This window comes from Lentibacillus saliphilus (assembly GCF_019093865.1).
Taxonomy (GTDB): domain Bacteria; phylum Bacillota; class Bacilli; order Bacillales; family Amphibacillaceae; genus Lentibacillus_B; species Lentibacillus_B saliphilus.
Window position 1 is genome coordinate 375760 of sequence record NZ_JABJXD010000002.1, and the last position, 23928, is coordinate 399687.

Below are 23928 nucleotides of genomic sequence, written 5' to 3' on the forward strand. Positions count from 1 at the left end.
AGAATGGAGGGGCATTATATGACGCAAGCATCAACCATTACGCGCACGGGACAAACGAAAAAAACGTTCAATTATCGTAAATTCGTCCGAAAATCCGTGTCTTATTTCTTTCTATTATTAATTACGTGTATTACGATCGTACCGTTTTTATGGACATTGTCGTCTTCTTTGAAGGGTGAACAGGATGTCATTTTCTCGATACCACCTCAATTCATACCTTCTAATATTACATTAGACAACTTCAAGACCGTTTGGACAACATTACCGATTCCAAGGTATTTACTGAATAGTGTTTTCTTAACATCATTCGGAATTGTGCTGCCTTTAGTTCTTTGTTCATTTGCTGCGTATCCGCTGGCACGTATGAAATTTAAAGGGCGGAATTTAATTTTTATGCTGATCATTGCCACAATGATGATTCCGAACGAGATCACAATGATTCCAGTATACCTCGTCATTAATAAAGTCGGTCTCATGGGCTCATACGCTGGTGTTATTATCACAGCAGCTGTCACACCGTTAGGGATTTTCCTTATGCGACAAGGCTTCATGGAGATTCCCCGTGAGGTAGAAGAGTCGGCCGTTATTGACGGTGCCAATGTTTGGCAAATATTTTGGAAGCTCATGTTCCCAATGGTCAAGCCAATGCTCGGTGTGCTCGCCATTTTGAGCTTTATAGGCGCTTGGAACAACTTCTTATGGCCATTGCTCATACTGGATGATCCGAATAAGTATCCAATTACACTCGGCTTGTATCAATTACAAGGAACGTTTACTGCGAACACAAGGCTGATCGCTGCCGGTGCGATTATCGCGTTACTTCCAATTATATTAGTGTTTGTCTTTTTGCAACGTTACTTTATTGAAGCTGCATATTCCAGCTCTGTAAAAGGTTAAAAAGGTGGTAGATGCTGATGAGTTCAGTTATGTCTGTCGTATTTAAAGGGTCAGATTGGTTTATGCGAATCGTCAAATTAAACGTCACATGGTTATTGTTTTCAGTCGTTGGATTATTGGTCTTCAGTGTGTTCCCAGCGACATATGCAGCCTTCGTCGTAACCAATCGCTGGGTAGAAGGAGATGCTGACATTCCGATTTGGAAAACGTTCGTTAAAGCATTTAAAACCGGATATTGGCGCTCACAGGTACTCGGTACAATCATCAGCATCGGGTTTTTAATCATCTATGTCGACATACAATTTTTCAAAAGTCTTGAAGCAGCTTTGCTCGGACAAGGCGTCCAAATCTTGTTGCTGATTTTATTGGCTGGCTGGATTATAACGTCCATATACGTCTTTCCAACAGCCGTGCAATTCGATTTATCGTGGACCAAGACGATTAAAACAGCCTTTTTCTCGAGTCTGTCCTACATACATTGGACAGTCATTAACGTTTTAGGTATCGCCGGAATTTTACTCGTCTCATATCGTTTTCCGGCATCCGTCTTCTTTTTAACCGGTGGCACGGTGATGCTATGGATCACATGCATGACATATATCGTTAAACAGAAGATTGCATCAAGATATGAGGATTCAGTGACTGAGCAGCATGTTATCCAGAAGAAGTCACATAACGCCATTTAAAAAGGGCTAAGGTAGAAGGAAACCTATTTTGATACGTACCATGTCATTTGGAAGCAACTGTGTGAAGGAGTCAGACATCGGGCATCATGTTGACAGCCACACCCGTTTGAACGAGATAAAGACAATAATCAGTCAGTGGTGATCATATGAAAAATACAACATTTTTACAGCAAATAAAAGGCAAGCTGATTGTGTCCTGTCAAGCACTTGAAGGAGAGCCATTATACGGATCAGACGTTATGGCAAAAATGGCTATCGCAGCTGAAATAGGTGGTGCCAAAGCAATCAGGGCGAATGGTGTTGCAGACATCATCGCCATCAAGCAGGTGACGGATTTACCGATCATCGGCTTGATCAAACAAAATTATCCCGACAGTCCAGTTTATATTACACCGACCAAAAAAGAAGTCGCAGCATTAATCGACGCGGGTGCAGATGTCATCGCAATAGACTCCACTGCACAAAAACGTCCAAATGACGAAAAGCTCTCAGATCTCTTTCAATACATTAAGGATAGGGGAAGATTGATCTTAGCCGACATTTCAACAGCCGAAGAAGGGTTAAACGCATTTGAACTCGGTGCAGATGCCATATCGACGACACTATCCGGGTACACAGACTATACAAAATCAGACATAAAAGGTCCTGATATCGCCTTAGTTAAAAAGCTGACCGAATTGACTGATCGCCCAGTCATTGCAGAAGGTAGAATTAACACACCCGAAGAGGCACGAGCATTAGTTGAATACGGTGCCCACGCCGTTGTTGTCGGATCAGCCATTACAAGACCAAGATATATTACCGCATCTTTTGTTGAAGCGTTAGGTCAATAACGCCGATCATCCGCTTTATTGATGCACGTGCGAAACAGCTTTTAAAGCATACTTCATCTGTTCTGCCAACCGTCTTGAGAACAATTAATTGTAGACAACTATAAAATCGGGTACGATAGGTCTACTGAGTTGTCGTTAATCCAATTTCCTGCATTTTGCAAAATAAGAACTGTGGCAATCTGTCAATTGATATATTGACATGAAATTAGATATAATAGAAGAATCGCAGTTCATGAACACCTTAACAAAAAAGAGTGTAAAAAAATGATTCTGCCGCAGTTCTTAGTGCACGCCCCACGATTGATTAAAATGAAAGACATGAATTGAAGTCATTGTAGATGAATGAATTAATGTATGAATTACATCATGCGTTAAAGTATGATTCAAAGTAAGAATTAAATTCATGATTAATGGATGACTCGAAGTATGAATTAAATCATGAATGAACGTGTGACTCAAAGCATGAATTAAATTATGAATGAATGCATGGATCAAAGCATGAATTAAATTATGAATGAATGTACGATTCGAAGTATGATTTGCAATTAAAGTATGCATTAAAGCAGGATATGAAGCACGTCATTTTAAGCAAGAGGAGGTAAGCAGATGAAGAAACCAATCGGAGAAATCATCAATAGTTACTATCCATCATTGACCAATTCCGAACAAAAAGTCGCATCATTCGTTTTAGACCATTTTGAAAAGGTCATTTACTATTCAGTAACCGATTTAGCAGATGAGGTAGGTGTCGGCGAAACGACCGTACTCCGCTTTTGTCGCAAGATCGGCCTGAAGGGATATCAAGAATTCAAATTAACGATTGCGCAGAATTTGGCTGAAGACAACAACAACATGACTTCAGAGCCCACAAACTTCATTCAATCCGTCTCACTCAACACCATCAAGTCGATCGAAAATATTGCGTCTATGATTGGCGAAGAAACGGTCAACGAGGCGATCGATATGCTGCACCGTGCCAATTCCGTGCACTTTTTTGGTGTGGGAACATCTGGCATCACAGCACTTGACGCCAAAAGCCGCTTTATGCGAATCGGCAAACATACAGAGGCCATCACCGATCCACACTTTCAGGCCATGTCCGCAGTCAGACTCTCTGAAAATGATGTCGTCGTCGCACTCAGCGTATCCGGCAGCACGACAGATACAATCGAATCGGTCAAAATCGCCAAGGAAAACGGCGCAAAAATCATTGCCATCACCTATTACTCCCGTTCTCCTATCACGCAATACGCAGACATTGTCTTATTAGGCGGCGCGAAAGAATCACCTTTAGAAGGCGGCTCACTCACCGCCAAAATATCCCAACTATTCGTCGTCGACCTCTTATGCACAGGTATCGCACTCTTGGAGAAAGAAACATCACTCGACATGCAACGCAAAACAGCCAAAGCCGTCGTAAAAAAGATTTACTAAAGAGAGACGATCTTATATGGAAGGAAGAAGCGCGCATCCATGCAGCGCTTCTTTTGTTTGTGCTCATCCGTCAAGAAGGAAGTGTCCATGTTTGTTCACTTCCTTCTTGCTGGAGGCGCGCTCCGGCCGTAGAACCGCATAAATCTCGGTTGCGCCGCATATATCGCGATGGAGCCGCATATCTGGCCGCCGCACCGCATATCTGCCGAATGCCGCGCATATATGCTGAAGCAGCCGCATACCCGTCCGCCACGCCGTATAAATCTCAAAGCAGCCGCATAACGAGCCACGCTCTGAGCCACCAACCCAAAAGCAAGAAGGAAGTGTCCATGTTTGTTCACTTCCTTCTTGCTGGAGGCGCGCTCCGGCCGTAGAACCGCATAAATCTCGGTTGCGCCGCATATATCGCGATGGGGACGCATATCTGGCCACCGCACTGCATATCTGCCGAATGCCGCGCATATATGCTGAAGGAGCCGCATACCCGTCCGCCACGCCGTATAAATCTCAAAGCAGCCGCATAACGAGCCACGCTCTGAGCCACCAACCCAAAAGCAAGAAGGAAGTGTTCATGTTTGTTCACTTCCTTCTTGCTGGAGGCGTGCTTCGGCCATCGAACCTCATAAATCACGGTTGCGCCGCATATATCGCGATGGGGCCGCATATCTGGCCGCCGCACCGCATATCCGCCGAATGCCGCGCATATATGCTAAAGCAGCCGCATACCGAGCCACGCTCTGAGCCACCAACCCAAAAGCAAGAAGGAAGTGTTCATGTTTGTTCACTTCCTTCTTGCTGGAGGCGTGCTTCGGCCATAGAACCTCATAAATCACGGTTGCGCCGCATATATCGCGATGGAGCCGCATATCTGGCCGCCGCACCGCATATCCGCCGAATGCCGCGCATATATGCTGAAGCAGCCGCATACCCGATCGCCACGCCGCATAAATCGCAAAAGAGCCGCATATCGAGCCACGTTCTGAGTCACCAACCCAAAAGCCAGAAGGAAGTGTCCATGTTCGTTCGCTTCCTTCTGGCCGTATGCGCGCTCGGGCCATAGAACCGCATAAATCACGGTTGCGCCGCATATATCGCGATGGAGCCGCATATCAGGCCGCCGCACCGCATATCCGACGAATGCCGCGCATATATGCTAAGGAAGCCGCCTACCCGCCCGCCGCCCCGCATAAATCGCAAAAGAGCCGCATATCGAGCCACGTTCTGAGCCACCCACCCAAAAGCCAGAAGGAAGTGTCCATGTTCGTTCGCTTCCTTCTGGCCGGATGCGCGCTCGGGCCATAGAACCGCATAAATCACGGTTGCGCCGCATATATCGCGATGGAGCCGCATATCAGGCCGCCGCACCGCATATCCGACGAATGCCGCGCATATATGCTAAGGAAGCCGCATACCCGCCCGCCGCCCCGCATAAATCGCAAAAGAGCCGCATATCGAGCCACGCTCCCACCAACCCACAAAAGCCAGAAGGAAGTGTCCACGTTCGTTCACTTCCTTCTGGCTTTTAAAAGTCTCAATCAAATATAACCCGTTTTCCAGTTTTGCCTGACTCATATACTGCAACGATCATTTTTTGTGTTTTCAACGCTTCTTTACCAGTAATGTCAGGCTGCTCACCTGCTTTTAAAGCATCATAGAAGTTATCAATTTGTTTGATATGATTGACGCCCCAATAGCTTTTGACGCCTTCTTCATATTCAAACGTTTCATTTGGATCATTTTCAGCTGAGAATGTCCGTCCGTCATTGAGTTTCACTTCAGCATAATCGCCAACCATGTTGACGATCCCATTTTCGCAATGGAGCTCAACTTCCACAGGTTTATCATATGAATAGTAGTTAACCGCATGGAAAGCTGTCACAACGCCATTTTTATATTTTATCGCGCCTTCTGCTGAGTCTTCCACTTCAATAAATTGGTGGACACGGTTGGCGATCGTCGCATCAACATAATCGATCTCGTCATCGATCAACCAGCGAACGATGTCCATCGTGTGGATTGCCTGGTCGATAATAACGCCGCCACCTTCTTGATCCCATGTCCCTTTCCAGTCACTCGATTGGTAATAATGATCCGAGCGATCCCATGACAAGGATAACCTACTCGATTTAATCGCACCGAGTTCACCATTATCGAGCATTGTTTTAACGAGCTGTGATGATTGATTATATCTGTTTTGGAAAATAACACCTAAAATCACATCATTGTCATCAGCCACTTTAACCATGTTTTCCGCATCTTCCATCGTAATCGACATTGGCTTTTCTGTTAAAATGTGAATGTGACGATTAGCAGCCTCAATTGTCACCGGTGCATGAAGGTTATGAGGTAGGCAAATATGTATCGCATCCAATTGTTCTTCCTCAAACATCGTCATATAATCCGTGTACCAGGCACAATCGTGCTTTTCGGCCGCTTTCTGAGCACGTTCTTCCTTAATATCACACACAGCAACCAAATCAAGATCTTCTCTTTTTTCTACAGGTAGTGCGTGCATTGGGAAAATCCGTCCACATCCTATAATTCCGACCTTTAATTGTCCCATCTGTCGTTCCCCTTCCTGTTGTTTAATCAGTGCATTTACTTTTGTAAGGGTATTCATAAACTCTCTACTAGTATATCAATTTATAAAATGTAGTACGAGCATAAAGAAGTAGATTACATGCATGTTCCGTCTGCATTTGTGTCATATTTTCAAACGATAAAAAAGACGACAATTAAACATAAGAGGGAAGTGTTCCAACTCGTTCACTTCCGTCTAGCTTTTAATGAGTTTAAGACGTTTAGTAGATGCTCTGCCGTTAGCCAATAGGCGGTGGTGCCGCATAAATCGTAATCGAGACGTATAAAATGAAATCAAGACGTATAAAACAATATCGAGCTCCATAAAAGCCCAATGTGCCGCAAATATTGAAATAGCGCCGCATATCCACTTATACAGACGCATATATAGAAAAAGAACCGCATAACCGCACGCACAGTTTGGTGATCCGACACAATTCGAGGGCGCAGGCACAATCAATCAAAATATCTGAACGTGCCGCATACGGTGCCATACGACCGCATATATCTGGACTGCGCCGCATACTCAGTCTTCCTCACCTCATATTCTCTGCCCCCGCCGCATATCCTCGAATCACACCGCATAACGACTACCTTCGCCGCATATCCTCGAATCCCACCGCATAACGACCGCCCCCGCCGCATATCCCCGAATCACACCGCATAACGACTACCTTCGCCGCATATCCTCGAATCACACCGCATAACGACCGCCCCCGCCGCATATCCCCGAATCACAGCGCATAACGACCGCCCCCGCCGCATATCCCGGAATCACAGCGCATAACGACCGCCCCCGCCGCATATCCCGGAATCACACCGCATAACGACCGCCCCCGCCGCATATCCCCGAATCACACCGCATAACGACTGCCTCCGCCGCATATCCCCGAATCACACGGCATAACGACTGCCTCCGCCGCATATCCACCGCCCCCTCTGATAGCACATTTACAAAGAGTGTGTCACATTTTATCAATGAGTGTCATAAAATCATTGACATCCTATTATAAAGGTATTATAGTCGATGTAACGGGTTACACGCAGCTTAGATAAAAGCACTTTAATGTGTCTATTTTTTTACATCATGATGTAACCCGTTACATTTTTATGATAATATTTTCAAACTGTATAACATACTAAACTCATATACGTACACAACATAATTCATCATTCTATAAAATGCTCCTTTCCACTCAATATAGAATCAAGACAAACTACAATAGACAAAACAGTATAGTGAGTGATTAATATGACGACGATCAGAGATGTTGCCAAATTGGCTGATGTGTCTGTTGCGACGGTTTCTCGCGTGTTAAATCAAACAGGAAATGTATCGCCAAAGACACTACAACGTGTAGAAGCAGCAATTTCACAATTAAATTATCAGCCTAACGATGTGGCACGCAGCTTATTTAAAGGTCGATCGAAAATGATTGCTCTGTTTGTACCCGATATTATGAACCCCTTTTTCCCAGAGCTGGCGCGAGCGGCGGAGGATGTTGCGAGCAAGCATGGCTACACATTTGTTTTGTGTAATACCGATGGTGATGGTGAAAAAGAGCTGACGTACTTAAAAGCATTAAAGCAAAAGTCTGTCGACGGTATTATCATTGTTTCGAGTACACTTTCAAAAGATGCAATGGCTCACTTGGACTTGCCAATCATTGCACTTGATCGGAAAATCGGCACGAATATCGCGGCCGTTACTGTGAATAATAGAAAAGCAGCCCAGCAAGCCGTGACACATTTGCAAGAAGTTGGTTGCAAACGAATTGCTCATATTCGGGGCCCTCAAGGTGCAAGCAATGCTGAGGACCGTATGGCGGGTTACATAGACATCGTTGGGCAAACGGATTGGTTTAACCCAAGCTTTATATGCGAAGGTGATTATACGGCCGATCATGCTTACAAAGCGGCACTTGATTTGCTCCAACAGCATCCTGAAATTGATGGGATTTTTGCCGCGAACGACTTAATGGGTGTCGGTGTGCTAAAAGCTGCTGCAGCCCTTGGCAAAAAGGTTCCCGATGAACTCGCTGTTATCGGATTTGATGGCATTGCACTTGGTGAAGTTACGATACCGACTCTATCGACGATGGCCCAGCCAACTTATGATATTGGCGCTCGGGCAGCGGAAATGCTCATTGAACACATTGATACATATGACTTGAACCGTTTTGTTGAGCCGGTTGAGTACGAGGTTAAACTGATCAAACGGCAGTCAACAGAAAGGAGAACAAACGATGACAAGTAAGACCCCTCATATTTGTGTGATCGGCAGCATTAATATGGACCTGACTGTCGAAACACCGATCATGCCTGAACAAGGTGAGACGCTTATCGGTAAGACGTTCGCCACGTATCCTGGTGGAAAAGGTGCCAATCAAGCTGTTGCGGCAGCACGACTCGGTGCTAACGTATCGATGATAGGTGCCGTTGGAGCCGATGCCTTTGGCGAAACCCTTCTGGATCATCTGAAGCAAGAGGGGGTTAGTACGGATGGTATTGCGACGATTCCCGACACGCCAACAGGAATCGCTAACATTATCGTATCTGACCATGATAACCGTATCATCGTCATACCAGGTGCCAACAAGCATGTAACACCAAGCCTTGTTGACGCACACCGTGATCTTATATTGGCCAGTGATATTATATTATTGCAATTTGAAGTCCCAATGGAAACAGTGGCGTATGCGGCAAAATTAGCCCACGAACATGGCATTAAGGTCATCGTAAATCCCGCTCCTTTCCAGCCAATGTCACAAGCATTAATTAACGATGCGACCTATTTAACGCCGAATGAATCTGAGGCGAAAGCGATGGTGGACGACACATCACATGACATGCCGTGGGAAAAAGTCATTTTAACGATGGGCGCACACGGCGTACAATATACAACAGAAAATCAACTGGTTCATCAAATTCCACCTTTTACCGTTGACGTTGTTGACACGACCGGAGCCGGCGATACCTTTAATGGCGCAGTAGCAGTGAAACTCAGTGAAGGTGAATCAATCACCGAAGCAGTCGCTTTTGCCAGCGCAACAGCAGCTCTCTCCATTACAAAAACAGGCGCACAAAATGGGATGCCAACAAAAGCAGCTGTCGAATCATTTATAAAGAATCAAATTACCAAATACAATGCAGGTGATTCAGCCGTTCCCGAAGAAGCAATCACCCCATTTATAAAAAAGATAAAATCTTAAAGTGCCAGTAAAAGCCAGAAGGAAGCGCCCCAGTTTGTTCGCTTCCTTCTGGCTTTTGTTTTTGCGCTTAGCCCACGCGCAGAGCAGAGAGTGACTCGTTTGCATAAAATCAGCTTCAGCTGCATATATCAAAATCGAGACGCATATATGCAAAACACGCCTCATATATCTTAATCGGACCGCATATCGTTCCAAGCAGCCGCATATATCTCAAAAGTGACGCATATCGCCCCAAGCAGCCGCATATACCTCAAAAGCCACGCATATCCCAGCCCGCGCAGCTCACCCCAAGCACGAATACACAAAAAAGCCAGAAGGAAGCGCCCCAGTTTGTTCGCTTCCTTCTGGCTTTTGTTTTTACGCTTAGCCCATGCGCAGAGCAGAGAGCGGCTCGTCCGCATAAAATAAGCTTCAGCCGCATAAGTCGAAGTTCAGCCTCATATATCAAAATCGGGACGCATATATCAGAATTGAGGCGCATATATGTAAAACACGCCTCATATATCCAAAACGCACCGCATATCGTTCCAAGCAGCCGCATATACCTCAAAAGCCACGCATATCCCAGCCCGCGCAGCTCACCCCAAGCACGAATACACAAAAAAGCCAGAAGGAAGCGCCCCAGCTTGTTCGCTTCCTTCTGGCTTTTGTTTTTACGATTAGCCCATGCATAGGACGGAGAGCGGTTCGTCCGCATAAAATCAGCTTCAACCGCATAAGTCGAGATCAAGCCGCATATATCAAAATTGAGACGCATATATGAAAAACTCGCCTCATATATCATAAACGAACCGCATATCGCTCCAGGCAGCCGCATATATCTCAAAAGCCACGCATATCCCAGCCCGCACCACTCGCCCCAAGTTGTCTGACCGTGCGCATATCCCAGCCCAACCCACTCGCCCCATCCACATAAACTAATAATCCTCCCGCATAATCACTCCCCCAACCGCATATCCACCATCCAAAACGCATAAAACGAAATTTTATCTTATACCTTGAATTCCATACGCATATCTCAACTTTTCGCCGCATATTATTTTAAAAACACAATAATCCTGACGATCACCCCAAGCAGAAGACCATTTTCACTCGACAAAAGAACGCCTCAATGCACCCACAGCACGCCTTTACAGTAGGAATTCCACCGCCAATGTCGTACATTACATTAAGATGGACAAACCCAAATAACCAAAACGAAGGAGTGATTTATTTGCCTGAAAAAGCAAGAACAAAACCGTATATGATACTTTGTTATGAGGCATTATTACGTCGCTTGAAGGGGCAATATCGAGACAACCCTATGATTCTGAAAGACTTTGCCAATTACATGGCTGGCTATCAAGGGGAAAAATACGTAGATTATGCCATCTCGACGACGTCCCTACACAATGCTGCCACCTATCGTGATATTCGCCTCATCAATGGTCGCACACCTTTTCAAATCGACACGCTCATCATCACCCCAACTCACATACTCATCATAGAAATCAAGAATATGAAAGGCGAGCTCATTTATGATAGTAAGCACGATCAATTCATTCAAGTTGTCGGTGCGGAGCGAAAGCGTCAACGTAACCCAATTCAGCAATCCATGATCCAAAAAATGCACCTCGAGACATGGTTACAAAACTTTAACCTACCGCCTGTTCCAATCGAAACGCTGTCCGTCATCAGCAATCCAAATGCGATCATCAGTAATCCTGATCAATCAAAAGCCGTATATGATGAGCTGATTCACGTTGAGAATCTGCCACAAAAATTGCTCGACATTGAACGGAAGCATGACAAACAGATATTAGACCAATCCACACGGCATCACCTAGATCGACTCATTCACAGCTATGATACACCGCACAGACCAGACCTTCTCACGTATTATAACCTATCGGATCAACACTTTATCCATGGCATCGCTTGCGACCAGTGCGACCAATATCCTATGCACCGCTCCCGCTTAAAATGGCACTGCCCTAAATGCGGCGCCCACAGTAAAAATGCACATGAACAAGTCATATATGATTACTTTCTGCTACATGGACCAACGCTCACAAATGCTGAATGCCGCCGCTATCTGTGCATTGAATCACGCGACGTAGCATACGGCTTCCTAAAATCGATGAATCTAAAAATCACCGGCACCCGAAAAGGCACAAAATATCATGCACCATCGCAATCACAATACCCCCAGCTATCTGCTTATCCCGGCGAACGCCAGCATTTTCGTAATTTCCAAATGCAATAACACACAAAAAATAGGAGGGAAGTGAACGAGATTTCCACTTTGTTCACTTCCCATTTATTTTAGTAACTGCTAAGCATGATTGCACAACTCACCTCAACCCCACAAGCGCATTATCTATGACCCCGCCGCATATCCGCCCGCCGAGCCGCATATCCCATCCCCAAGCCGCATATCAACGCCCACAACATATTCACTCTCCCAGCCGCATATTCGTCGACGTATCCGCATATCCGCACCCGCTGCGGCATATATCACCAGTCCACCGCATATATCACAGGCACGCCGCATATCTTGCAAAGCAACCGCATATCCGCTCGCCCCGCCGCATATCCCATCCCCAAGCCGCATACCCACGCCCACCACATATTCACTCTCCCAGCCGCATATTCGTCGTCGCCGCATATCCGCACCCGCTGCGGCATATATCACCAGTCCGCCGCATATATCACAGGCACGCCGCATATCTTGAAAAGCAGCCGCATATCCGCACGCCCCGCCACATATCCGCTCTCCACGCCGCAAATCCGCCCGCCCCGCCGCATATCCACCCGCCCCGCCGCATATCCACCCGCCCGGACGCATATCCCATCCCCAAGCCGCATATCCCATCTCCACGCCGCCCCCAGCCGCATAGCCGCCCACACACCCCACCTTTCGACATTATCCGACAATAAACCAAAAAAACTGCAAATTTAAAATTTTATCTTGCATTCTCTCACTTTTTATACTAGGCTAAAGGTAGGTATATAGCCTCGACAAAGAGGTCAAAAATCTAGGGGGATTTATATGATTGACATACACCGTCATATCTTACCAGGATTTGCTGATGGTCAGACGAGCATGGCAGCGAGCGTTAAAATCGCCTCACAGGCTGCCCAACAGGGGATCACATCAATTATTGCGACACCACATCATCCGGTTTATACAGCGGATGAAAGCAATGCAATTTATGATGCCGTCGAGGAACTAAATCACCGCCTAGCAGACATGCAAATACCAGTCGTTATTCAACCTGGACAAGGCACCCGTATTCATGGTGACATTGTCGACGATATCAATCGAGGAGAGATCATGGCCATTGGTGCAGCAGGCGTCCACATTATGCTAGAGCTCCCACATGACCATGTACCCGATTACACGACGAACGTCTTATTTGACATGCAAATTGCTGGGTATGTGCCCGTGCTGACGCAGCCTGAGCGCAATGATGAAATTATGAGCAATCCAGATAAGTTATATCGTATGGTGAAAAATGGCGCGTTGGTTCAGATCGGAGCGGCAAACCTTGCTGGAAAAGGTGGCGGGAAGGTGTCCAAGTTCGTTAATCGGATGATCGATGCCAATCTTGCACATTTCATTGCAACAGGCAGGCAGCCCCGTGCAAAAAACAAACTGTATTTTGCTGAAGCCTATCAACAATTGAAGAAAAATCATGATAGCCATACTGTCCGATATTTCCATGAAAATATCGAAGCGATGATGAATGGATATGATATTCAGGCCTATCCACCCGAACGGATGACACAAAAGAAGTTCCTATTTTTTAAAACATGACGATGTTAAAGCAATCGAAAAAGATGAACATGGGTCGAAAGCGAGGCCCTTCTTTAAGAGTCTCTACTAAATCAAAGACACACGACACAAACATCAACACACACCACTAACACAAGAACCTTTGAATTCATCCACTTGCTGGACACAAGGAAAATGGGGCTGCGTGATAGGGGGACTATATGCGTTGGAAGATAAGCCAGGTTGGAACATAAGAACAAGATCCATAAAACGAGTACGTGCGAAAACAACCTTTACAAAGTCGCCGCCAATGTATACCTACAATGATCGCCGCAGGCTTAATAAGGAAGTTCCCATCATAACGACACCCAAAATATGCACATAAACTGAAATCACACCATCCAATCGCAAATAAAGAATCCATGGTCGGCGTATTGAAAATACGAGATCACCATCGACTGCCGACGATTTCGTTATGGGCAAAAAACGATAGACCAAGCTTTTGAGTCTGGAAAACAATCAGTGTTAGCTATTAATCTTAATTAATTATTTTCATAAATTACCATTTATCCCCTTGCTTTTCCACCATAACTCCTATACTCTAAACATAGGCAAAAAAGCCTACTAAATACAAAATATAGCATTTTTCATACAATTAACGCTCGTTAAATCTATTGAACCACTTCCGTTGGCAACTGTGTCACAATTTGCTAGAATATGTATATACAAATGATTCAAAGGTTGCATACAATTAACGAGGAAGTGGCCACATGATAGATATACATAGTCATATACTACCAGGTGTAGATGACGGTGCTCAGACAGAAGAGGATAGTTTAGCGATGGCGCGAGAAGCAGTTCGACAAGGGGTTCATACGATTATTGCAACACCGCATCATCGTAACGGCAGCTTTGATAATTTAGGTGACACAATTATCCAGCATGTCGACATCTTGAATGAACTATTTAAAAACTTACCGCTCACGGTATTGCCAGGACAGGAAATTCGCATGAATGGAGATATTATTGATGAGTTAAAGCAAGGTGACGCACTCACGCTTGCCAACTCTAAATACGTATTCGTCGAGTTCCCCTCGCAGCATGTGCCCCATTACGCGGGACAAATGCTCTTCGATTTACAAGTCGCAGGCTATACACCCATCATTGTTCACCCAGAGCGGAATTCCGAGCTCATTGAACATCCGGATCGCTTGTTTGAATTCGTCCATAAAGGTGCACTGACGCAGATTACATCGGGCAGTGTTATCGGGAAATTTGGCAAGACGATTCAGAAGTTCACACATCAGCTTATTGACGCCAATCTCGCCCACTTTGTCGCGTCTGATGCTCATAATACGACATCGCGCAGCTTCTGGATGCACGAAGCTTATGACGTCATTCAGGACAAATACGGTGAACATACTAAATATGTCTTTATGGAAAACAGCCAATTGCTCATTGATGACATGCACGTACATCGTGACGAGCCGTTCCGAGTCAAAAGGAAAAAAATCCTCGGGCTTTTTTAACATGCGCTCAGTGTGCTTTCAAAGGACATCCGATCTGGCTGTCCTTGCTGCACATATAAACAAGCTGCCATGTAGACGAGAGGGTTGATCCTTCAATAAAAGATGAGCATCCCTCACCTTGACGCACTGTATGAAAAATAGATATACATATTTTTGTACACCCTTTTTGGTACGATACATCATGAAAGGTGTTTTAGTAGGTTCATAACTGCTTACAACATCAATGATAGACAATCACATACGTTAATTTCGCGCGCTCGTTGCGTTTGAAAGCGCAGTCTATGAGAATTGAAAGATGTGAATTTCTTCTGTTTTAAGGAGTGCCGTTCTTTCAACAGCTTCGTGCTTCATAGATTATCCCTAAACCAGGCAACGTTAGCAGTAAGAGCGATCAACACGACGCTACGCTTCTATTCAAAACATAGATGTAATCGTGCTCAGAACGTATATGTCATTCGTAAAAGGGGATCGTCATATGATAAACATCATGCTTGTTCAGGGTGAAAAGTTGTTTCGAGAAGCGTTGCAAATATTGTTTCAATCGAGGGATGATATGACTGTTGTCGCAACAGCTTCTAACGGGAAGGACGCGGTCAAACGTGCAACAGAGGCGCAACCAGACGTTATTTTACTCGATGTCCATATTCCGAAAATGGATGGAATCAGAGTAACGAAGCTAATCAAAATCCAATTTCCGGATATTAAGATCATTTTAATGCATCCAAAAATTGATGAAGAAACCATCATTGAAGGACTCATTAATGGTGCAGACGGCTTCCTACTTGAGAATCTGGATTTTGAATCCGTCACACAGTCTATTCGTCATGCGTATACAGGCCAAATTGTTTTGGCTGGTGAAGTCGCCCGCGTGTTAGCAAAGCGTATTGCTGAACTGAATTGGACGAAAAAGGACGTCCTCATGCGCAAGCTTGAGATGAGGGATATTCGTCTGTCTCCCCGTGAGCTTGATGTCGGGTACTGCCTTTTGGAAAACAAGCGCAACAGTGAAATTGCGAAGCAGCTGTACTTGAGTGAAGGTACGGTTAAGAATTATGTGAGTCAGCTCTATGATAAAACAGGCGTCAATACAAGGAAAGAACTTGTAAACTTTTTGCGCTACGTCTTGAATTAATTATCAGAAAAGACATCAATCGACAATTTATGAAAATTTAATGCAAATTCACTATGAATCTAACATTATATCTACTATAATGTCATTATTGCTAAATTTATGCAGGGATATAGTCAAAAATCTTCATTATTTCTATCCGTTCACAACGGGAAAGGAGGACAAAAGCCATGACATACCGAAAGAGACTTTTCATGCTTACTGCTCTGGACTCATTTATCGTCCTCTGCGCCATCTTTGCCGCCTCATGGATCGTCTACCCAAGCATGCCTGTTGGCTTTGCAACCCCAGTACTCATCATCACATCCGTCGCTTTGCTCGTATTTCATCACATTTTTGCACTTATATATAAATTGTATAATAAGGTTTGGGCATATGCGAGCGTTGGTGAGCTACTTGCCATCGTTAAAGCCGTTTCTTTAACAGTATTATCCGCCGGTGTCGTGCAGTTTCTCGTCAATGACTTCAGCATTTACCGCCGTGCACTCATCGTTACATGGCTCTTACATATAATTTTCATTGGAGGCTCACGCTTTGTTTGGCGTGTATTCCGCGACAGATACATCGTGTCCAGCCAAGATAAAAAACGTACCCTCATCGTCGGCGCTGGTTCAGCCGGAACGATGATCGTGAGACAATTAAAAAACACCCATGACAATGAATTGCTGCCTGTCGCATTCGTCGATGACGACACAGGCAAGCAATGGATGGAGATATACGGTGTCCCTGTTCTCGGGCGTATCAAAGACATCCAAACTGTAGTCGAAAACCATAATATTGATCTCGTCGTTATCGCAATTCCGTCACTTCAAAATGGCGAGCTATCCGAAGTCGTTGCCAAGTGCAACGCAACAAAAGCAACCGTACAAATGATCCCTAAAATTGAGGATCTTATGACCGGACGCGTCTCCGTTAACAACTTGAAAAACGTTGAAGTAGAAGACTTACTCGGCCGCCGTCCCGTTGAGCTTGATATTAATGCGATATCTGAATACGTCACAGGGCAAACCGTTATGGTCACCGGTGCTGGTGGTTCAATCGGCTCGGAGCTATGCCGACAGCTGATGCGCTTCACACCAGGGAAAATCGTCCTCGTCGGTCACGGCGAATTCAGTATTTATACGATTGATATGGAGCTGAAGCAACAATATGGCCATACTGAAACGGACATTGTTCCAGTGATCGCGGACGTCCAAGACAGAGATCGCATGTTTGAGGTCATCCATACACATCAACCAACGATTATTTATCATGCAGCGGCACACAAACACGTCCCGCTTATGGAATACAACCCACACGAAGCGGTGAAAAACAACGTCATCGGCACCAAAAATGTCGCTGAAGCAGCGGATGCCAATGGTGTCAACACATTCGTGCTCGTCTCAACGGATAAGGCTGTTAATCCAACGAACGTCATGGGCGCAACGAAACGGATCGCTGAAATGGTCATTCAAGATTTAAGCAAACGCAGTCAAACAAAATACGTCGCCGTCCGTTTCGGTAACGTTCTCGGTAGCCGTGGTAGCGTCATTCCGCTGTTCAAAAAGCAAATTGAACGCGGCGGTCCCGTCACCGTTACTGATCCCGAAATGACCCGTTACTTTATGACGATCCCAGAAGCGTCGCGACTCGTTATCCAGGCTGGTACCTTAGCAAGAGGTGGGGAAATCTTCGTTCTTGACATGGGTGAGCCCGTCAAAATCGTCGACCTTGCTCGTAACCTGATCCGCCTTTCAGGTTATAGCGAAGAAGACATTGAAATTCACTTCACCGGCAAACGTCCTGGTGAAAAGATGTTTGAAGAATTGTTAAATGAAAACGAAGTCCATCCAGATGCTGTTTATGAGAAGATTTATGTAGGACGCACAGTCGAGGTGGAATTGCATATTATTGAGGAGATGCTTGAGAATATGCTACATATTTCAAATGAGATGTTGAAAGATACATTGTTAGGGATGGTGTTTATGGAGCAGAAGCAACTTACAGGTTCAGGACGATAGAGTTAAGGGTGAATACGAGTCTTTTGTTTCCTATCGATTGATTTAGGTACTGAAAGTTGTTGATTCCGGAGTACTTAAAGAATAAAGTGTAGAAAGAGAGAAAAAGATATTGATAAGAAATTTAAGTTGGATATTTGGTGCGAATATAATAGTTTCGTTATCTAAATGGTTTATATTAGTTGTAATTGCTAGAATTTTAACTCCTGAAGATGTAGGTGCATATTCACTTGCTTTTGCTATTGGTAGCCCTATAACTCTTTTTGCAAATATGAAATTACGATCGTTGTACATTACCGAGACCATATATGGATTTTCTAATTACATGCATACCAGAAGTATTTTAAGCTCGATAGCTTTTATTTTTTTAGTTGTAATAGCTTTAGTTATCTATCCTCAGTATTTTTTAATTATAATCTTAGTTGGATTAAATAAAATATTTGATTTACAATCTGATATGTATTATGCCTTGCCACATAAAGAAGAAGATATGGATTATATTGGAAAATTAATGATTATTAAACATGTTATTACATTGTTAGGATTTTTCTTGTCACTGTTAACTCTTAAAAACTTAATTTTTGCTTTGATTATTCAACTAGTACTACAAACTTTGTTTTTATATTTTGTGGAAAAACGAAGTATTTATAAAAAGTATATAATAAGCACTAAACCTATAGAAATCAATAATATAAAACAAGTTTTACTTATAGGAGTTCCATTAGGATTTGTTCAGTTAATTGTTTCATTAAATACTACATACCCAAGATACCTTATAGAACATTTTGAATCACCAAAAACGCTTGGTTATTTTTCAGCTATAGCTTATATTTTGGTGATTGGAAACTTGATGATGAATGCCGTATCTCAAGCGTATATTCCTTTTTTAGCTAAACAAATTAAAAAAAGAAATTTTAAATCATTTAGATTAGATGTCTTTCTAAAATTAAATATATTTGCTACAGGATTAGGCGGTGTATTAATTGCGTTTTCTTTACTATTCGGTGAGTTCTTTTTAGGCTTTGTTTATGGTTCTGATTATGCCAACTATGCGGATATCTTAATACTTATGAGCATAGCTATGACTTTTGCATTTATAGGTTGGATATTTGATGTAGCTTTGATAGCTATGAGATATATAAGTATTCAACCTAAAATATCATTTGTCATACTACTAATAAATTTAATAATTGGATATGAATTAATTAAGGCATATGGAGTTTACGGGGCAACTTATACCTTGATAGTAACAAATATATTGCAGGTTATACTGAGAGCGTTTTTTGTAAATAGGAGAATAAATCACTTGAGAGACTCATATGCACAAAAAGGAGAAGTTTATGAAGAATAAAATAATAAAAATTAAAAACGGTGTATACTATCATATATTATTACATCTAGTACTTTTAATAACGGCATTACTCCCCAATCTAGGACTTTCTAACCGAATAAGAGGGTATTTAGTAAAACCCTTTTTTAAAAAATGTGGGAAAAATTTCCAACTCGCTAGAGGTGCAACTATTAACATGGTAAGAAATATAGAAATTGGTGATGACGTATATATAGCGCATAATGTATGGATAAATGGGACAGGAGGTTTAAAGATTGGTTCCGGTGTTATTCTTTCTCCAATGGTAGTAGTGACTACTACTAAACATGCTTATGACAATGGTAAGATAAGTAATACAAAAACTGAAATAGATAGAGTTATAATCGGAGACGGTACATGGGTTGCTAGTAATAGTGTGATTACTAAAGGCGTTGAAATAGGGAAGGGGTGCATAATAGGTGCGTGTTCTTCTGTGACTAAAGATGTTCAAGACTATACATTCGTCGGTGGTGTACCTGCGAAAAACATCAAATACTTGCTTTAACAGTCTAATTGCAAACATGTATTACAGGAAGAGAGCGTTTTATTTGAAAAAGTCTCTACAACTACATGGCGCGAACAGTTTTTCATGATAAGAGGTTTTTTTAAAAAATATCAGAAAAAATCAGATTGGACCTCTATTAAGTAATATAAATTAAAGTATTCAATTTTAGGATTAGTAGACAAAGGTGATTCTTACAAATAAAATAAAATATGTGCTATAAACTAGGTTTGATTTTTCATAGTACTGATGGGTAATCTATTATAACTTTCAAAGAGAATAGTTAGAAGTATATTGTTTCTTTTTTCGCTCTATAAGATAGTTGCAAAAGTAAGATACTAGTTGATAAATTTATAATAAGTTATAGTTTGGAGAGTAGAAAAATGAGAGGCAGAGAAAAATTTAACAGGTATAAAAAAGTTATTTCTTTTTTAGTTATCGTTTTTTCAATTCTCCCTTACCGGATAAGGGTCAAAATATTTGATAGTTTAAGAATGCTATCAGGAAAAAAAGGTCTCTTATTAAGATATATTTCCTTGAAAAGCCTCGCTAAGGATTGCGGTGATAATGTATCAATACATCAAAATGTTTATATTTTCGGTCTTGAGAACTTGTGTTTGGGTGACAATGTTAGTATTCATCCATTTTGTTATATAGATGCAACAGGTACAATAGAAATTGGGAGTGATGTATCAGTTGCTCATGCCACTACTATAATGTCTACTGAGCACAAATATGAAGATAAAAGTATAAACATTAAAGATCAAGGAACAAAAAAAATAAAGACATGCATAAAATCAAATGTATGGATCGGTTCAGGATGTCGGATTCTTGCGGGGTCAGTAATTAATGAGGGAACTATATTGGCTGCGGGTGCAGTTGTAAAAAAACAAGTACCTAAAAATTCGATATACGGAGGAATTCCTGCAAAGCTAATTAAGGAGAGATAGAAGTGAGAGCTCTTTTCGCACACGATCACATATTTTACAAAGTTGGAGATGCTTATTATAGTAATGGAGGATTGTCAGGAGAAGTACTTTCAAGATATACTGAAATATTTGAAGATTTATCAATTGTTTCTAGACAAGAGGTTGTTGATAAGCCTGATAATAACCTTTCATTATCTAGTATTCCAAATACTAATTTCATCAAAGTTCCTAATTTTAAATCAGTAAATTCGATAGTTAATTATAAAAAAGCCGAAGGAATAATTAAGCAAGCTGTTTTGGAGTGTGATTGTTTAATTGCCAGACTTCCGAGTTCAATTGGTGCAATCGCGGTAAAATTCGCTAAAAAATATAATAAATCTTTTCTAATTGAAGTGGTAGGTTGCGCTTGGGATGCTAATAAAAATTACGGTTCATTAATGGGGAAAGTTGTGGCTCCTTTTTCTTTTTTTTCAAACAAACGTTTAATAGCGAAATCTAATTATACTATATATATTACAAAGGAGTTTCTTCAAAAAAGGTATCCCTCAAAAGGGTTATCGATAGTTTGTCCAAATGTAAATATAACCCCTGTTAGTGAAGAAGTCCTTCAAATGAGAACAGCGAAAATAATGTCGCAAAGAGAAAAGATTAAAATAGGGTTAGTTGGTTCATTAAATGTGGATTATAAAGGACACGAAACAGTTATAAAAGCAATAAATTTAATTAAAGATGAACTTCCCCCATTCAAAATAGAATTTTTAGGTAAGGGTGACCCTAATAGGTGGGCAAGATTAATATTTGATAACTCTTTAGAGGATTGTATTGATTTCATTGGAACACTCCCTAGTGGTAACAAAGTTTATAATTGGATGGATTCGTTAGATTTATTATTGCAACCAAGCTCTGCTGAAGCACAAGGTAGAAGTATTATTGAGGCTATGAGTAGAGGTTGCCCTATTATAGCAAGTGAAGTAGGAGGAATAGTAGAACTCCTGGATAAAGACCGGCTAATTCGTCCAGGTGATTATAAATCATTAGCTAACAAGATACTAAATGTTATTTCTGATAAAGAAGATATGATTAATCAAGCTAAAAAAAATTATATTAATTCTAAGCAATACTATAGAAGTAATATAGACAAAAAAAGAAATGAATTCCTCCGTAATTTCAAGAACAGTATAGGTAATAAATAAAACACAGTCAATTTAAATGTTTTTTTAGTGGGTAAACACATTTCGGGAAGTAATATCACTTTGAAAAAAATAAATAAGTTCGGGTATTATTGTGCTTATAAGTGTACCAAATAGGAAGTGAATATAATGTCTACTACAGTTAATATAAAGTACAAAGATATAATTAGCTATATCTTAGTATTCTTTCTCTGCATGTTAGTATCTCTATTAGTATATTTTTTTGGTGATTATAATGGATATGAATTGCTTTTTACACAACCGATTATTTTTGGGTTATTATATGTAATTATATTAGGTAAATTTGTTCAAAGTGACAAGAGGAATCTCTTTTTTTTAGTGCTTATAAGTATTAGTTTTATCCGGTACGTCGTACTTCCATTATTTATCGTTATTTCAAATTACTATGGTGGAAGATCCGCAATAGAGCCAGAGAGTTTTTCTTTTTATAAAGCGATATTGCTAATGAATTATGAATTATTAGTCATATCATTTTTTATCTGGGTTATGGATAAAACAAGTACCAAAAAAATAGGTGTTAATAAAGAATCTTTTAATCAAGATATAACATCTAATGGTAATGATATAGTCTATATATTATCAAGCATTTTTGCAGTAGGAGGCATTATTTTATATCCTTCCGTGTTACATTCAATCAACTTTGTAATTCCAAAAGCAACAGATGTTGAGCTAAACTTGCTTGAAAACTTTATCGTATATCTTTTTATTATCTCTAAACAGTTGTTATTTATAATGGCGTCAAAAAAATTATTTCGTAAGTATATAAAAAGTAGAAGTCAAACTATTATTTTTGTGAATTTTCTCGTAGCCATTTTGAATATATGTGTCTATTATGGAACCAATCGTTCTGACATTCTTATTTCATTTATTGTTTCTTTTTTACTTTTGCACAAGTTATATGGGAAAAATATAAGGAAATACATAATAATAGGTGTAACATTAATCATATTAATACTTGGCGTTGTTACAACAGCTAGAGAGCATGCAAGTATAAGTGGGGGGACAAATTTCACAAAAGACCTTACTGATACACTTCAAGTTTATACTGGAGGTCCCTATAATGTAGCAATTGCTATAGAAACGAAACAATATTTCCCAGATGCTAATAATCCAAGCGTGCTCTTTTTTGATATATTTAGGCCTATGATAGGAGTAAATATTTTAGTAAAAAACTTACCTTTTGAATATTCTAACATATACTACAATAAGAGAATGTGGCTAGACATTGATAGAAGATCTCAAATACTCCCAATGATAGGACAAGGAAACCTTTATTTTGGATTCTTTCTAGCTCCTATATTTTCATTGCTATTTATTGGCCTTTTCTATCTTTTAAATAAAAGGATCCAAATAACTAATAATCTTGAAGTATATTATTTTTTAAGTCTTGTCATTGTTCGCCTAGGTTTTTTTATGGGACAGAATACAATGAATATGATTAATGATTTAAGTATGAACTTAGTTTTATTTTTATTTATATTCTATTTAAATAGGTTAGTTAAAAATTCTATAAAACTTTAACCGAATCTCTTATCTGTATCATCTGTTCAAAATAAATGATTAAAAATTTGTTAAATAGTTAAAAGATAAAAAATGTATGGAGTCGTCAGATTTAGATGGAATCCCAAGTGAAAAGAATAATGAATTTAAATACAATAAGTAAATCTTGTTCACGATTTTAAGTATGCAGCTTCTCGGTAATCCACACTAATTTTTAAATTTTCGGACGTGCGAGATGTCATAGTTTTTAGAAATACTCAATACCTTTTCTGTGGTATATCCTATTGAATTAAAGAAACAGTATCTTAAAGTGATTTCATTAAAGTGAATTAAAGGTTTTGTTCAAAAGTACATTTGTTTTAT

The 23928-nt window shown here is 41.3% G+C and carries 18 protein-coding genes; 16 read left to right on the forward strand and 2 right to left on the reverse strand.

Annotation, left to right across the window (positions count from 1 at the left end):
- Nucleotides 1-18: 18 nt before the first annotated feature.
- The 4 genes from HPC67_RS05975 (at nt 19) to HPC67_RS05990 (ending at nt 3850) form a co-directional block, all read left to right on the forward strand.
- A complete protein-coding gene (locus HPC67_RS05975) occupies nt 19-897 on the forward strand; it encodes a carbohydrate ABC transporter permease (RefSeq protein WP_217586544.1) in 879 nt (292 codons plus the stop codon).
- A gap of 17 nt (nt 898-914) precedes the next feature.
- Complete coding sequence (locus tag HPC67_RS05980; protein WP_217586545.1) at nt 915-1583, forward strand: YesL family protein; 669 nt, start codon at nt 915-917, stop codon at nt 1581-1583.
- Between the two features lie 146 nt (nt 1584-1729).
- Nucleotides 1730-2416: an N-acetylmannosamine-6-phosphate 2-epimerase gene (locus HPC67_RS05985; protein WP_217586546.1), complete on the forward strand. Its 687-nt coding sequence runs from the start codon at nt 1730-1732 to the stop codon at nt 2414-2416.
- Between the two features lie 606 nt (nt 2417-3022).
- Nucleotides 3023-3850 carry a MurR/RpiR family transcriptional regulator gene (locus HPC67_RS05990; protein WP_217586547.1) on the forward strand — a complete coding sequence of 276 codons (828 nt, stop codon included), beginning with the start codon at nt 3023-3025 and terminating at the stop codon, nt 3848-3850.
- Nucleotides 3851-5381: 1531 nt separating this feature from the next.
- On the opposite strand, the gene HPC67_RS05995 is transcribed toward HPC67_RS05990, so the two are convergent.
- Complete coding sequence (locus HPC67_RS05995) at nt 5382-6470, reverse strand: Gfo/Idh/MocA family protein (RefSeq protein ID WP_343327817.1); 1089 nt, start codon at nt 6468-6470, stop codon at nt 5382-5384.
- Nucleotides 6471-7682: 1212 nt separating this feature from the next.
- On the opposite strand from HPC67_RS05995, the gene HPC67_RS06000 reads away from it, so the two are divergent.
- The 3 genes from HPC67_RS06000 (at nt 7683) to HPC67_RS06010 (ending at nt 11887) form a co-directional block, all read left to right on the forward strand.
- Nucleotides 7683-8687, forward strand: coding sequence for a LacI family DNA-binding transcriptional regulator (locus HPC67_RS06000; RefSeq protein ID WP_217586548.1), 1005 nt, complete (start codon nt 7683-7685; stop codon nt 8685-8687).
- Nucleotides 8677-9642: a ribokinase gene (rbsK, locus tag HPC67_RS06005; RefSeq protein WP_217586549.1), complete on the forward strand. Its 966-nt coding sequence runs from the start codon at nt 8677-8679 to the stop codon at nt 9640-9642. Before HPC67_RS06000 ends, rbsK begins: the two co-directional genes overlap by 11 nt.
- 1213 nt (nt 9643-10855) lie before the next feature.
- Nucleotides 10856-11887 carry a nuclease-related domain-containing protein gene (locus HPC67_RS06010; RefSeq protein ID WP_217586550.1) on the forward strand — a complete coding sequence of 344 codons (1032 nt, stop codon included), beginning with the start codon at nt 10856-10858 and terminating at the stop codon, nt 11885-11887.
- A 114-nt stretch (nt 11888-12001) separates the two neighbouring features.
- Here HPC67_RS06010 and HPC67_RS06015 read toward each other — a convergent pair whose 3' ends face one another.
- The gene (locus HPC67_RS06015) at nt 12002-12496 is read right to left on the reverse strand and encodes a hypothetical protein (RefSeq protein WP_217586551.1); all 495 of its coding nucleotides are present in this window, start codon (nt 12494-12496) and stop codon (nt 12002-12004) included.
- Nucleotides 12497-12673: 177 nt separating this feature from the next.
- Here HPC67_RS06015 and HPC67_RS06020 point away from each other — a divergent pair, with 177 nt between their 5' ends.
- The 9 genes from HPC67_RS06020 (at nt 12674) to HPC67_RS06060 (ending at nt 23586) form a co-directional block, all read left to right on the forward strand.
- Nucleotides 12674-13441, forward strand: coding sequence for a tyrosine-protein phosphatase (locus HPC67_RS06020; protein ID WP_217586552.1), 768 nt, complete (start codon nt 12674-12676; stop codon nt 13439-13441).
- 728 nt (nt 13442-14169) lie between these two features.
- Nucleotides 14170-14928: a tyrosine-protein phosphatase gene (locus HPC67_RS06025; protein WP_217586553.1), complete on the forward strand. Its 759-nt coding sequence runs from the start codon at nt 14170-14172 to the stop codon at nt 14926-14928.
- Nucleotides 14929-15403: 475 nt separating this feature from the next.
- Entirely contained in the window at nt 15404-16060 is a 657-nt protein-coding gene (locus HPC67_RS06030) for a response regulator (RefSeq protein WP_217586554.1), read from the forward strand.
- A 167-nt stretch (nt 16061-16227) separates the two neighbouring features.
- A complete protein-coding gene (locus HPC67_RS06035; RefSeq protein WP_217586555.1) occupies nt 16228-18057 on the forward strand; it encodes a polysaccharide biosynthesis protein in 1830 nt (609 codons plus the stop codon).
- Nucleotides 18058-18166: 109 nt separating this feature from the next.
- Nucleotides 18167-19405: an oligosaccharide flippase family protein gene (locus HPC67_RS06040; protein WP_217586556.1), complete on the forward strand. Its 1239-nt coding sequence runs from the start codon at nt 18167-18169 to the stop codon at nt 19403-19405.
- The gene (locus tag HPC67_RS06045) at nt 19395-19928 is read left to right on the forward strand and encodes an acyltransferase (protein WP_217586557.1); all 534 of its coding nucleotides are present in this window, start codon (nt 19395-19397) and stop codon (nt 19926-19928) included. The genes HPC67_RS06040 and HPC67_RS06045 overlap by 11 nt, the downstream gene beginning before the upstream one ends.
- A gap of 380 nt (nt 19929-20308) precedes the next feature.
- Nucleotides 20309-20875, forward strand: coding sequence for an acyltransferase (locus HPC67_RS06050; RefSeq protein WP_246569743.1), 567 nt, complete (start codon nt 20309-20311; stop codon nt 20873-20875).
- Between the two features lie 2 nt (nt 20876-20877).
- Entirely contained in the window at nt 20878-22047 is a 1170-nt protein-coding gene (locus HPC67_RS15940; protein ID WP_217586558.1) for a glycosyltransferase, read from the forward strand.
- A 126-nt stretch (nt 22048-22173) separates the two neighbouring features.
- Nucleotides 22174-23586 carry a hypothetical protein gene (locus HPC67_RS06060; protein WP_217586559.1) on the forward strand — a complete coding sequence of 471 codons (1413 nt, stop codon included), beginning with the start codon at nt 22174-22176 and terminating at the stop codon, nt 23584-23586.
- Nucleotides 23587-23928 lie beyond the last annotated feature (342 nt).